Here is a 13,968-nt window from a genome sequence, read left to right on the forward strand (position 1 = left end):
CGCTCGCCGCCACCACAACGGCTGTATCTACAGATTCCGCTTCCGCTGGGCCGGCCCCCGGTGCTGCACCGCGTGCGAGGTGGCCGGGGCGAGGCTGGGGGGAGATGCGTTCAAGCCGACTCGGCTCTAGGCTGAAGAGGGCTGTGCCGTTCTCGTGGGCAGCACACGCCGGCTTGCCGGTTGTTCGAGCTGATGCCCCGACTGCCGTCTCCCCGAGCCGAGTGGGACCACATATTTCCGTATCCGATGTGACCAGCTCGCTGCCCGTGGCGCTACTGACCCGACGACAGACGCCGGAGAGAGACGATGGGAAATGGCGCATTCGCCGATGATGACGCCCGCTCCTCCAGGCCGGGAATAGGCCGGAAGAAGGGGGACGTACTGGATCGGGGCACGTTCCCGGACCCCAAGTTCAAGCGGTACGTCCAAGAAGCGTCGACGTTCTCCGAGGGGAAGCAGAATTATAAAACCTCCAAGGATCCTCAGGGGAAGGACGTTCCGAAATTTGGCTCCACTGTGTCGTGGGATACCAAGCCCTACTGGTACGTCCCTGTGGACGGGCAGGAAGAGGTGTGGGTAGCGGAGGGACGGCCGGAGTGGTACTGGTCGGTGGTGGCTCAGGCCGTCGCCGGTTACCGGAAGCCGTCGACCCCCGACGAAGTCGCCATGCTGACAGAGGGTTTCCGGGTGGTGTTCGCGGCATGCTCAAACTCTCTGGGTATCACCGCTCCTGCGGTGATACCCGACATGGCCCGGCGAATCCGTTACCTGGGCGAGACGGGGCTGGGCCGCCTGCTCGAAATCCGGCCTGCCCAGCCCGCCGGCATCCGGCTGGAGGACCTCGTCAAGCCGGAGGAAATCGGCGCGCTGGACGACGAGAAGAAGGCGAAGGACCTGCGCAGCAAACTGGAGGCCGGCGGCGTGCAGTTCAATCCGCCGCCGGGCACTCCCAACCCGGCTGGGAGCCGTGCCCGGACCGTCGCCCTCATCGAAGACATCCGTGGCGACGATCCGCCGACGAAGGTGGAATACCAGCTGACGCTGCGTGCGAACAACCATGCGAAGGCCCGTCGGCACCTGCTGGCCCACGAATTCATGCACGCGCACTCCCGCCGGGGCAGCGGACTGCAGCGGGGTGGCGATCTGACCGTCGGAGGAGACCAGGTCGACGAGGCGTACACGGAGTTCCTGGCACGGATGGTGACGGACACGATCACAGCCGTCGAGAGGGGCCTGAGCGCCGACGACCTCAAGGAGCCCAAGGGCGGGAAGCGAAAGGAGCTGGCGGAGCAGGTCCAGTACAACGTTTTCTGCTGCGAGAGCCGTGAGGCTGACCAGGCCAAGGGGGCGCTGAGGTACCAGAGCAACATCTGGGCGCTGGTTAAGGCATTCTTCACAGGAGACAAGAGCGGATCGCAGCCGAGTGCGCTGCTGAAGGCTGAGCTGGCCCTGTATCTGGAACGCGACGCGGGGCCGCTTCCAACGGAACTGGATGTGGTGGTCGGCGACCCGGGGGTCGCGCGCACGGCGCGTGCGGACGGCGGCGAGGAAGCTCCGCGTGGCGGCAGGGCCGAGCCGAAGCCCCTGCGACTGGAGCTGTATCTGCCCGGTGACCACGACACTGACTATCACCTGCTGCTCATACCCGATACAGCCGGCGGTCGTACCCGGTCGGTGCTCATCGACGGCGGCTGCTCCGGCGGGCCCGCGACGGCGAAGACCCAGCAGAAGCGGCTGCGTGCTCTCCTTGACCGACTGCCCGTCTCCGGGGGCAGCCGTGTGCTGGACCAAGTGATCATCACCAGCGGCGCCGCACGCCGTTTCAACCTGCTGCCCGCCGTCACCAAGGGCATGAAGATCCAGTCTGTCCACTACGCCGGGCCACTGACGGGCAGCAAGGCCCCGGTGCACGGAGGCGGCGTCATCTCGACCTGGCTGACTGCTTCCGGCGCATGTGCCTTTCCCGCCGGGCTCAGCCAGCCGGACCAGCCTTTCGCCGTCCTGGGGCCGGCCGCCCTGTACGTCCTGGGCGCCAACCTCGGGGCGGACAGTACCGGCGGCAGCGCCGTGCTCATGGTGGCCCTCGGCCGACTGCGTCTGGTGCTGACGTCCGACGCCAGCGCGGCGGCGGCGCGGACAGTCGCCGCCCTGTGCACGACCACGGCCAACGCGCGGATCTTCGGCTCCCCCGCCGACATCACGGTCATCACGGGCCGGCCCGACCGGCACGCGGCGGGCCAGTGGCCATGGTCGGCACCGGCCGGCAACCCCATCCCACTGCCGCTGACCCACGCCGGCCGTCCACTCGGCGGCGTGGGCGGCGCCCGGCGTGTCGCCGCGGTCCCGGTCGCACCGGGATCGCTGCCGCGGACCACCGTGCGCGCTCGGCTGGCCGGCACCACGCTGACGTTTCCCGAGCCGCCGTCCTGAACAGGAGGATCGCGATGAGCGGCCCCACGCACCAGGAGATCCGGAACCACATCACCGACAGTGTCCTGCGCCTGCCGGCGCACAAGCTCGGGGCGTCCTTCGCCGGAGTGTGGGACCATCTCAGCGGTGACGAGAACGTGGTGGCGACCGGCGTCACCACCAGCGGCACGGACACCCTCGTGGTCAAGGGGACCATGAAGCTGCCGCAGCAGGGCACGGTGCAGACGGAACTGCACTTCACCGGGGACCCGGTCACGTCGACGACGCTCCGTCTGCCCCTCCCCGACTGGACCTACAGCGATCCCGAACGCCGTGACGACCTGCGCCCGGTCCGCGAGGCCCTGTACGAACACAAGGCGCTCGGGCCATCGCCCACCGCGGTGGTCACCGCACAGGTCAGCGGCTCGTCCTCCTCGCGTGTCGAACTGCCGCTCAGCGTTCCCGGCGGCACCCGATTCGTCCTCGATCTCTCCCACCAGCCCCACGGCACCGTACTGACCTCCCGCCATGGCCAGCAGCCGGCGAAGCTGAAGGAGCTGAAGGAGCTGGCGGGCTTGCCGAGGCTGAACGCGTGCACGTTCACCGTCCCCCAGGCGGTGCCCCTTGCCGGCGGATTGCGTCTGGCGGCCCTGCAGTTCGTCGTCGATGCGCGCCGCCGGCGCCTGCGCGCCGTAACCATCCAGGTCCAGAGCCCGGACTGGTCTGTGAACAGCGCCGTGCCGCTTCTCGACTTGAAAGCCGTACGGCTCGGCTTCAGTGTCGCATTCCCCGCCGCCCCGACGGCCAGGCCCGAGGTATCGGCGTCCTTGACCGCCGCCGTCTCCCTTGGCGGGAACACGGTCACCGTCGCGGCGACCGTGCCCGAGCTGGGGCTGTCCTTCGCTGCCTACCTTGACAATGCCGCCATGAAGGAAGTCCTGCCGGCCAAGGCGACGGATCAGTGGGAGGAGACCGGGCTGTCCCTGGAGGGCAAGGGCGTGTATGTGTACGGCACGGCCGACCTGAAGGGCAAGACCTGGTCACTCGGATGCCGTCATTCGGGGCCATGGAAGGTAGCGGATACGGTGCAGCTGCACGAGCTGACAGTGGAAGCGTCAGGTCGCGACAGCGAAGGCGTGGTCGTGACCGGCACCGGCACGGTGGCCATCGGCGAGACCTACCTCACCGTGACGGTCCTGAGGCTGGCCCACCCCACCCCCAGCGGCGCTGCGGGGTGGGTGTTCCACGGCACCGTGAACGACGCGGACATCGCCGCCGTGGGCAAATGGCTGGGCTTCGACCTGGACGTGGACACCCTGAGCGTCCTGTACTCGTTCACGTCCCGTGAGTTCACCGCCATGTGCGACGCGACGGTGTCCCTGGGGGGACCGGACCTCCACCTCGGCATGACGGCGAAGAGGTCCTCGGGGGACACGGCACTGGGCGCGGTCCTGTTGATCGACGACGTCAGTTTCCCGGATTCCTTCCCCGTCCAGCTCACCGGCACGTACGCATCCGGCAAGGACGGGAAGGTCGTGGATTTCTCCTACGAGAGCTCAGGCGGGCTGCCTGTTGCCCGCCTCGCACGGCACCTCGGAATCCAGCCGCCCAAGAAATAGGAACACCGCACCCATGTCAAATGGACTTCCCAAGCACCCCATCCTCCCGTACCTTCAACGCCCCCTGCCGCCACATGTGTTCCGCTTCGACCTGCGCTCCCCGGAAGAGATCTTCAAAGACGGGTTCTGGGCCTGGGGAACCGGCCTCGACTTGTGCCGGCATGTGGCCGACTTCAGCGGTTATCAACGCATCAGTGGATTCATCAGTACCGCGTCCGACGTCGCGACGGCCATGAACATGTTCATCAGCTGGAAGGTCAAGAAGAAAGAACTTGAGAAGGCATGGGACATCGACCTCAAGCTAAGACAACTGGACATCCGATGGGATGACATCCGGGCTCAGATAGAAGACAAGGAGTCCCGTCAGAAGATGAGCCTGACTCCTGAAAAGGAGCTGAAGGAGCTCGCCAAGCTCCTCAAGCGGGAATTTTCTGTGCTCAAGAAGGTGCAAAAACCTTTCGAGGACAGGAAGAAGGCGGGCTGGGTCGAGATTTGGCTGTACGTGATCAAGCCGGATCAGTATTACATCAGCATCGAGGAGAACCTCAGGGATGAGCGTCGCAGACACTTGGTCGGAGGTCGAGCCTACCAATTGGCCGGCGAGGCGACGGAGTGGGACGCCGTCTACCACATCCCTCCCCACCGCATCCTGCAGGCCATCAAGGTCAAGTTCACCCGGCTCAAACTGGGGCCGGGTGAACGTGCGGAGCTGGTTCATGACATCGGCCTTGATATCAAGACCAACGAGCGCTTCAACGACGAGGTCCTCTACGATCCGTACGAGCGATCCCAGAAGCGCTTCGTGGGGCTCATCGGATATTGGGCCCCGGTGGACACCAAGTCCTCCCCTAGCAGATACGGTCCCGGGTCCGTGAACTTCGTCAAACTGGAAAAGGATCAATGGGAGGGTAAGAGCGAATACCAGAGGCAGGGAGGACCGCGTCACCCGTTCGGTCGACCAGAGGACATCAAACCGGCCTATCCGGCGTTCGCCAAGAAACCCTGATCGGCAGCCTGCCACACGGCACCGGTAGGTGCTGTGGGTCTTTCTCCAGCCAGGCTGCGTGTGACGCGGTGCTTGGTTACGCTGGAGAGGGCGGGGATCGAGAGCATGAGCGGTGCCCGTCCACACTGACGGCGCTCGGTTCCGGAATTACCCCCCAGGATGGGCTTCCGGCGGCCGCGCGACATGACGCAGGCCCGGACGAGGGCGTCGTGGGCCTCTGATCCCGGGATCTGCCCGACATGCGGTAAACACTCGTGTCGGCCCCGGCGAAGCCGTCTGCCACACACCGACCGCAAGCATCCGGAGCAAAGCCGATGCCGTTGCCCAGGAGTTCACCGTGCCGATGACCAGTGCCGGTATCCGCCTGAGCGTCACCTACACCGACACCGGTAGCGGGGTCGGTGTCGTGGACCTGTTCAAAGCCCTCGGCGTGCCCACCGAGAAAGTGCAGCCACTGTCCGCCCTGCCACGAATGAAGAAGGTCACGTTGACGCATGGCAAAGGCGGTTGGCTGGTGTACGTCGGTGGCACCCGTGGCGCCGACGCGGTGCTGGCCGGCGCGGGCAAGTGGCGCTTGGCACAGATGCGGCTGGCGCTGGACGCCCGTCTCTCCGCCGTCGACCTGGTCAAGGGCGTGTTGCCGGCCGGCCAGGACGTCGGCGTCAGCGGTCTGGCGGCCCGTCACGCGAACGCCAAGGTGGAGGCCAAGGATCTGAAGGCGTGGCACACCTGGTACGGAAAGGGCCCGGGGCAGGACCTGGTACCCCGCACCGACGTGGCCAAGGGAGTCGGTTCCGAGATCACTGTACTGGTGGGCACAGAGGTCCACCGCCTCGTGCTGGACAAATCGAAGCGCCGGCAGCGGTCGGTAGCGGACCTGTATCCCCGGCAGGGCGAGATCACCGGCCTGCCCGCGGCCGTGCCCATCGCCTCGGACGCCAACTCGGACGACTCGGGTGCCGAAGGCGGTGCGCGGCTGACCGTGGACCGGTCGGTGGGCCCGCTGCACGTGCGCGCGGCCACGGTGGAGCTGATGGCATCGCCCCTGAGTGTCGGCCTCGGCGTGGACGCCTCCATGCGGATCGCCGGGGTGGAGGTGGAGGCCCAGGGGCTCGGGCTGGTGGTGCCACTGACCAGTGGTGGGACCATAGCTCCCACCCTTCGCGGTCTGGGGCTCGCGGTTGGCGTCGGAGCGGTGGAGGTGCACGGTGCACTGGTCCGCGGCACACCGCCCAAGGACTCCGGCTTCACCGACCAGTACGACGGCGCGCTGCTGGTCAAGCTGCCCACCGCGACCGGGATGCTGCTGGGACAGATGGCGCGCGGCAAAAACCTGTGGTCCCTGAGCGCCTTCGGCACCCTGGAGTCGGCCGGTGGGGGCATCGGACCTCCGCCGTTCCGGGTCACCGGGGCGATGCTGGGCGGTGGCTACAACTCCTCCGTGCGAGTGCCCGAGCCGTCGCAGGTGCATCAGTTCCCGTTGGTCGCCAGCCTGCACGACCCGAAGATGCGTGCTTTGAAGCCCGCGCAGATGTCCAAGAAGCTCAGCGGCGAGCGCTGGCTGACTCCGGCGGTCGGGCAGAACTGGGTGGCTGTGGGCCTGCAGTTCACCTCGTTCGAGTTCCTCTCCGGCCGGGCGCTGGCTCTGGTGGAGTTCGGCAACGACCTCAACGTCGGCGTGTTCGCCCTGCTCAAGGCGTCCTTCCCAACCCGCGCCGCCGCGGGCGCGGGGGTGTACGCGCAGATAGAGGTGGCGATGCGGGCGCTGTACCAGCGCGTGACGGGGCTGCTGTCGTTCACCGCGCAGCTCACCGAGAACTCCTACATCCTGCATCCCTCGTTCGCCCTGACCGGTGGCCTGGCCGTGTACGTGTGGAGCCCGCCGGAACCGGGGCGGGGCCTGGACCGCAGTGGTGACTTCGCCATCACCCTCGGGGGGTACCACCCGACCTACCCGGTCCCGGACCACTATCCGCGGGTGCCCCGGCTCGGAGCCCGGTGGAGCGTCTCGCACGCGGTGTCCATCAGTGCCACCGCGTACCTGGCCGTCACCCCCGGGTCGCTGATGCTCGGCGCTGGTGCTCGCGTCACGTACCAGCTCGGCGGCGTGCAGGCGTGGTTCCAGGCCGCCTTCGACGGCTACCTTCAGTGGACCAACCCGCCCCGCTACACCTTCGATGTGAAGGTGCGCGTGGGCGTGCGCGCCGAGGTGGGCGTAGGGCCGCTACACCTGTCGGTGAACGCGGAGGTGGGCGCCGACTGCCATGTGTGGGGCGATCCGTTCGGTGGGACCGCACGCGTCAAGGCGGGACCGGTCTCCTTCACCGTCCCCTTCGGCTCCCCTGCCGCCGATCCGCACAAGCCCACGCCATGGGCGGAGGTCCAGCGGCAGCTGCCGCCGCCGGTGGCCGTGACACCCATGGCCGGACTCCTCACCGACCCCTCCACCGAGGCGCCGGAGAAGAAGTGGCGGGTCGCGCCGGACGGCCTGTGCTTCACCACCAACGCCACCGCGCCCGCCACCGAACTGGCGGTTGCCGGCCCCAGTGGCGAGACGACCCTGCGCCGGGCACGGGAGAAGACCCGGATCCGGCCCATGAAACGCACGGGCCTCGACTCACGGCACAAGCTCACCGTTCACCACAACCAGCAGGTCGTGGATCTCGCGGGCGCCGGATGGGGGTGCGCACCCGTCACCGGCGCGGTTCCCGAAGCCCTGTGGGGCGATCCGAAGACGGCGGGCAGGGAACTGAATTTGCTGACAGACCAGCTGACCGGTCTGGAGGTGACCGCCCCCACACCCTCGCGAGGGCCCAGCCCCGGCGTCATCACCCCGCACGCCCTCAGCCACAAGGAAGTGGACCTCGTCCCCGGCAAGCGCGACGAGAAGGCCCGCACACCGCTGGGCGACCGCACGCCCACCGGGACGGTACTGGACATCAAGAGCACCGCGGTGCAAGACGTCACCAAGATCAAGGACACGTCCGTCGTCACCGCCCGCGGTGGCCTGCTGCAGGCGCTGGCCGACGCGGGCGCAGGCGTCATGGTCCATGGCGAGGGCGACGCCAAGCGCCCCTTGGACAACCCGCCCCTCACCGCATACGGGCAACTCGCCGCCACCTCCTTCACCGACCCACCCCTGACCCCCCGCTCCTCATAGGTTGTGCCGTGAAGACGTCCCATCTCTCCGAGGAACCGCTGGACCTCACCTTCCATGACAACCTGCAGCCAGGCCTCAAAGGCGGCGAATACTGTGTCACCGTCGAACAGAACCTGTGCGACAACGGGAAACCAGTCGACGGAGGCGCCTACTTCAAGGCACTGCGGCAGGAGTTCACCGTCGTCGCACCTCGGTTCACCCTGGAACCTGCTCTCGTACACGCCGTCACCCCCGCTCCCGGCGCCACGGGCGACTTCACCGATCTCCTGCCCCACGTGACGCTGAACCTGCCGAGCCTGCCGTGGCTGCGCCGTATCGGCATCACCGGGGACGACGACAAGCCGTGGATGGCGTTGCTGATCCTGCGCGACAACGAGATCGCCGACGACCCGCAAGCCCAAGGAGAGACCACCGCACGGACCGCGGGGACGCTGCACGACCCCAGCACCGAGAAGAACGTTGCCGCACCGACGCTTACCCTCTCCACACAGGAGAAGGCCGTGGCCTGCCGGACCATCGACGTGACCCGCGAAGCCTTCACCGACGTGGTGCCACGCGCCGACGAACTCCGGTACCTCAGCCATGTACGCGACGCCGAACCGAGACTGCTCATCGAGCCAGTACACGGGGAACGGCTGCAGGCCGGCCACTACGGCGTCGTGCTCTCCAGCCGCCTGGCACGGCAGACCGGTTCCTTCGTCGCCCACCTGGTCTCCCTCGAAGGCCACGGCACCCGTCTCACCGGCAGTGTGGAAGACGGCATCGAACGGGTACGTCTCATCTCGCTGTGGTCGTGGACCTTCCACAACGCGGGCCGCTCCAGCACCGCGCACTTCCCCTCACTTGCCCGCGGCCTGGTCCTGAAGGAGAACAAGAAGACCAAGCAGCAGACCAGGGACGACCTGCTGCTGCGGCGGCCCGTCCCACCACCCGACGAACACAGTGACACGGCCACCCGGGAGGTGCGCCGGCGCCTCTGTCACGGATACGTGCCGGTGGCGCACCGGCTGGCATCCGGTGAAGAGTCCTTCGCGTGGTACCGGGGCCCGCTGTCACCGGTCATCCCCCAGCCCCTGCCCATCAGGAGCAAGGCTCCGTCCCTCACCAGCGACCACCTGTCCGCGTACCTCCCTGCCCACGGGGTCTTCGACCTCAGCTACGCCTGCGCCTGGACACTCGGCCGGGCGGCCGCCATGGCCGATGCCGACTACATCGCCGCTCTGGTGCGGTGGCGTAACAGCTGTCAGAACCTGCTGGCCCGCACCGTGGCCACCGCCCGGGAGCGGACCGGCGACCGCGCCCCGGAGATTCCCGCGCCGTGGCCCCAGCGGCTCCTGTCGCTGTGTTCCGACGGCTCGGTGGAGAACCTGGCCACTCGTCTCGCGGAGGCGCCGGCCGGCCACGAGCCAGCCCCCCCGTCTCAGGCCGCGCCGCCGACACGGCCCGCAGAGCTGGTGAGCGGACACGGCGCCCATCTCATCCGCGCCGTACGCCAGGCGCAGAGTGAGGACGACCAGGACCTGCTGGCCATGAACGCCTGGCTGGAGCGTCTGCGCCTGCTGGGGCCCGTACCGTTCCCCTACCTGGTGCCCGACGCCGACATGCTGCCGCCGGAAAGCCTGCGGTTCTTCCACGTCGACCAGGACTGGATCGACGCGCTGGAGAGCGGGGCACGGTCCGTGGGGGCGGCCACCATGACCGACGCCCTGGCGGACGAAGCCGCTCTGGACCCCGACGACGAGCCCGTCGTGCCGCAGGCCGGCCTGCTGCTGCGGTCGGCGCTGGTCTCCGGGTGGCCCGACCTGGTGATCGAAGCCCAGAGCAAGACGAAAGTCCCGAACGTCTACAAGCCCGTACCGGCGATACGGCGCGACCAGCTCGCCGAAGATGTCCTGCTGTGCCTGTACGCGGACGTCCCGGACAAGGTGGTGCTGCGCGAGCCGCCTCAGGGGCTGCACTTCGGCTTCGACAGCGGCGACACACTGACTCTGCGAAACCCCCGGGGCGAGGGCTGCGGCACGCTGTGGCCGGACAAGAAGCTGGTCAACGTCACGACCTACCTGAGGTGCCCTGGCCGCTGCGTCTTCGACATCACCTGCCTCACCGCACAGCTGAAGGCCGAGCTTGAGAAGACGGCCGGAAGCCTTCCGCCATTCGGGCCCGCCGACCTCGCCGTTCAGCTCTTCAACGCCCCGTATCAGTTCACCTTCCACCCGCCGGGAGGCACATGATGACCGCGGCCTCGACCCTGCTGGTCCCGATGTCCGTGGAAGCCCGCGTCACGCTCACTGCCAAGCGCAAGGACCCCATACTCCGCTGGCGCCCCGACTTCGACGACATGCTGACCAAGCGCATCGGTGCTGAGCCGCCGCCGTACGAGGACAACGCCAAGATGACGGCGGATGACGACGGCATATGGCTGCACTGGCTGCTGCCCGAGGCACTGCGCCGCTCCCGCCCCGACCCGCGTACCGGCCGCCCGGTGTTCCCCCTGGTACCCAACCGGTGGCTGGTGGCCCGGCACGCGGCCGTCGAGGGCGGCGGTACGGCCGCTGCCGCCTGGGTCGTGGAGAGCGACAGCGTACGCGAGGAGGACGACTTCGACCATGACGTGGACCCGGACCGGGAAGCCGCTCGTTACGCGACCCTCGACGACGAGGGGCGTCTCCAGGCGCCCCGGTGGATCGGGAAAGCCGTCCGGCTGAGCGCGCAGAGCTGGACGGAGCCGCGCGAGGACGAGGAGCAGTTCCTGACCGCTGTGGGGCCTGCGCTGCCGGCCTTCGCCGTCTTCCAGCCGTTCAACACCCACGTGTTCTCCCTGCACGACCGGCTCCTCGACATCGCCCCGGAGAAGCCGGCCAGCGTCAGTTACGCGGTGGCGGGTTGGTACTCCTCCGCAGATGACGACATCCTCGGCCGGTACACCCCGCCCGAGCTGGGGTGGCAGGCTCCGCAGGGCACCGAGCCCAGCCGCTCGGTGTTCACCGGTACCGCTCTCGCACTGCCGTGGGACCGGAAGAACGCCCCGCCGGACCGCACCCCCGACGGTGAGAACGTGGTCAAGGCGGCGCTGGGCAACAGCGCCAGCGACGCCCTCCAAGCGCTGTGCGATGAGTTGGGACATGGCAGCACCGACGAGGCACACCTGCTGACGGCACTCCAGCACGGCCTGCTAGGAGAACTGGATGCGTTCGGCGCGACCGAAGGAGCACGGCACCGGCTGCACGACGAGTGGTTCACCAACACACCGGCGGGACACGCCTGGAAGTACGCCGAGGAGGAAGCTCCCGCATGGGGTACAGCGCCCGCGGCGGGGTCCACCGCCCGAGACCGCATCACGGCGGACGACGTCAGGAAGTTGAACGCCATCGAGGAGCAGCTCCAGGAAGCGCAGGTGAACCTGGCTGCTTTCCAGACTCACCTCTATCACCTGTGGTGGATGGCGAACCTCCCCACCGACAAGCACAAGACCGAACAGGAGAAGATCAAGAAGCAGCTCGACCCGACGGTTGGCACCACCGTCGCCGGCCAGGTGACCTCACGGGCGCAGCGCGTCAAGCAGCTGCGCGAAACCCTGCCGGTTGGGGAAGACATGGCACACCTGCCGCTCCCCGGTGTTCTTCGGCGGCTTCCTCGCGGATACCACCACCAGCCGAGCGACCCCGTGGTCCTGCTGTGCGGCTCCCGCGGCCGCGGGGAACACGTGGAAACCGGACCTCTGCGGTGCCGAACCGCCGACACCCTGGTTAAACGCATTTCAATCAAGGGAAAGTGGGTGTCGCCCACGTTCCCGACAAGCGGCTGGGACAAGCTGCCGGCCATCGGACCCGGTCACCCCGCGGCGGCCGACGTCTGCAAGGAGCTGCTCCTGCTGCACCGCGCCTGCCACGAGAAGTCCTCCGCGCCCCAGACCTATCCCACACTCCTGGAAGAGCTGTGCGCCAAGGCCGACCTCGCGGACGGCACCATGCCGGCGCTCACACAACGCTGGACGGCTCAGCCCTGGTCACCGCTGTACCTGCTGTGGACCGTCAACGTGTACGCCCTGCCATACCCCGCCGGACAGCAGGGGAGCTGGCACCTGCGGCCCGACGGCACCTTCACCTGGAAGAAGAAGGAGGAGGAGTCCGCGATCATCCGGCCGCCCGTCAGGGAGTTCTCCGGCCGCGCTTTCCTCAGCGACCAGGTCCCTCAGGTGCTGCAAGGACAACTGGAGCACTACAGCGACGGTCTGGCCGGGGAACAGCGGCAACGCATACGCGACACGGCGTACGCGCTGGGATGCACGGACCTCCTGTCCCAGACGCTCAAAGGCCTGCACGACTGGCTGCTGCTCCGCGGGGATCCCACCCACGCCATGCCACACGGCTACGACACGGTGGAACGCCCCGAGATCGCGGACCTGGTCACCGACGCGCACCGCACCATTCCGGACTGCGACGCGTCCCGCACGTTCCAGCCGCTGCGCGCCGCCCAGGCGATCATCACCCGGCTGACCGTGGTGGACCGCTTCGGGCGCGCGCAGCACGTGATCACGCCGAACAACCACAGAAGCCGGCAGCTGGCGATATCCCGAGCGCTGAAGCCGGACGACCCGCTCATCACCGATGGGCGGAAGAAGTACTTCGAGTTGCCGCCCCGGCTGCTCCAGCACGCCCGCCTGCGCTTCGACCATCTCAGCGCCCACGACGACACGCGCCCGGTGGACCCGATGACCGATCTCGCGGACCAACCCACTCCGGTGATCGGCTGGCTCCTGGTCAACCGGCTCGCCAACTCCCTCCTCGTCCACCATGCGAACGGCACCCCGCTGGGGGAGCTGAGCTCGATCGTCTCCCCCCAGGGCACCCGGGAGGTCAGCTGGCGGAACCTGCCCTTCGCCCCGGATATCAATGAGAGCACCGATCCCCATCTGCACGCATTCGTAAACCGGTTGAGGAAGCAGTCGCACGACGCCCTCACCGCGCTGATCGCCTGCATCGACAACGCCGCTTGGACCACCGCATCGGGCACCACCGGGCACGAGGCGAATCTGACCCTTCTCCTGGGCCGCCCCCTCGCCCTGCTCAGGGCCAGGCTCCGCGGCGAACTCGCCGGCCCACCGGTGATCGACCCGCACTGGAACACGATCACCCCGCCGGTGGACGGCAAGCCGCCCTTTACCGCGGCCCGCTTCCCTGTCCGGCTGGGTTCAATGCCCCTGCTCTCCGACGGCCTCGTCGGATACTTCCATGGCCGCGACTACTCCCGGCTCTACGTCGTGGACGATCCCCCCCAGGACAGCGACGGCTACCTGTCCGGCGCCGGCACCGACAATAACGTCCAGGTCACCTTCACTCCGCCGCCTGAGGTGGGCAATGCGCCGGACTGGCCCCTGGACGCACGGGTGACGCTGCTCGCCGACCCTTTCGCCGCGGCCCACGCCACCACGGATGTGGTGCCGACCGTCGCGCTCACCCTTCCCTCCTTCTTCACAGAACCGTTCCTCCACAACGAGCAGGCGTTCTTCCAGCTCAATCCCATGCTCGCGGGGCTGGTCCACGCCGGAGAGCTGAGCATGCCGCAGCCGGCCGCCTGGACCGGCCAGTGGTCATGGACCGAGCCCCGCGCCGACCGGAGCCCGGCCTGGGCCGAGTTCGGCATCCACCCTCTCGACAACTCCGCCCACCTCAGCGACGCGACCCCCGACAGCGGGCGCCCCGCGGCCCGCGACGGCTTCCTGCACCTGCGGCACCGCAACGAGCGGTGAGGCACCACGATGACGACCCGCCCCT

At 68.1% G+C, this 13,968-nt stretch carries 6 protein-coding genes; all 6 read left to right on the forward strand.

Features of this window, described 5'->3' with window-relative positions; genetic code table 11:
* Positions 1–306: 306 nt before the first annotated feature.
* The 6 genes from E4099_RS00105 to E4099_RS00135 all read left to right on the forward strand — a co-directional run bounded on the left by E4099_RS00105 (position 307) and on the right by E4099_RS00135 (position 13,943).
* Entirely contained in the window at positions 307–2,430 is a 2,124-nt protein-coding gene (locus E4099_RS00105; protein WP_135336788.1) for a hypothetical protein, read from the forward strand.
* A 14-nt stretch (positions 2,431–2,444) separates the two neighbouring features.
* Positions 2,445–4,028 carry an L-threonylcarbamoyladenylate synthase gene (locus E4099_RS00110; protein WP_135336789.1) on the forward strand — a complete coding sequence of 528 codons (1,584 nt, stop codon included), beginning with the start codon at positions 2,445–2,447 and terminating at the stop codon, positions 4,026–4,028.
* A 76-nt stretch (positions 4,029–4,104) separates the two neighbouring features.
* Positions 4,105–5,034, forward strand: a complete 930-nt coding sequence (locus tag E4099_RS00115) for a hypothetical protein (RefSeq protein WP_167828238.1) — start codon at positions 4,105–4,107, stop codon at positions 5,032–5,034.
* 343 nt (positions 5,035–5,377) lie between these two features.
* Positions 5,378–8,194, forward strand: coding sequence for a DUF6603 domain-containing protein (locus tag E4099_RS00125; protein ID WP_135336792.1), 2,817 nt, complete (start codon positions 5,378–5,380; stop codon positions 8,192–8,194).
* Between the two features lie 8 nt (positions 8,195–8,202).
* Positions 8,203–10,425: a hypothetical protein gene (locus E4099_RS00130; protein ID WP_135336793.1), complete on the forward strand. Its 2,223-nt coding sequence runs from the start codon at positions 8,203–8,205 to the stop codon at positions 10,423–10,425.
* Positions 10,425–13,943, forward strand: coding sequence for a hypothetical protein (locus tag E4099_RS00135; protein ID WP_135336794.1), 3,519 nt, complete (start codon positions 10,425–10,427; stop codon positions 13,941–13,943). Before E4099_RS00130 ends, E4099_RS00135 begins: the two co-directional genes overlap by 1 nt.
* Positions 13,944–13,968: the final 25 nt, after the last annotated feature.

The organism is Streptomyces palmae, assembly GCF_004684805.1.
Taxonomy (GTDB): Bacteria; Actinomycetota; Actinomycetes; order Streptomycetales; family Streptomycetaceae; genus Streptomyces; species Streptomyces palmae.

What these genes read in the sequence shown, in the direction of transcription:
- E4099_RS00125 (WP_135336792.1), top strand. Translation starts at nt 5,378, where the DNA reads ATGACCAGTGCCGGTATCCGCCTGAGCGTCACCTACACCGACACCGGT.
- E4099_RS00110 (WP_135336789.1), top strand. Translation starts at nt 2,445, where the DNA reads ATGAGCGGCCCCACGCACCAGGAGATCCGGAACCACATCACCGACAGT.
- E4099_RS00135 (WP_135336794.1), top strand. Translation starts at nt 10,425, where the DNA reads ATGACCGCGGCCTCGACCCTGCTGGTCCCGATGTCCGTGGAAGCCCGC.
- E4099_RS00105 (WP_135336788.1), top strand. Translation starts at nt 307, where the DNA reads ATGGGAAATGGCGCATTCGCCGATGATGACGCCCGCTCCTCCAGGCCG.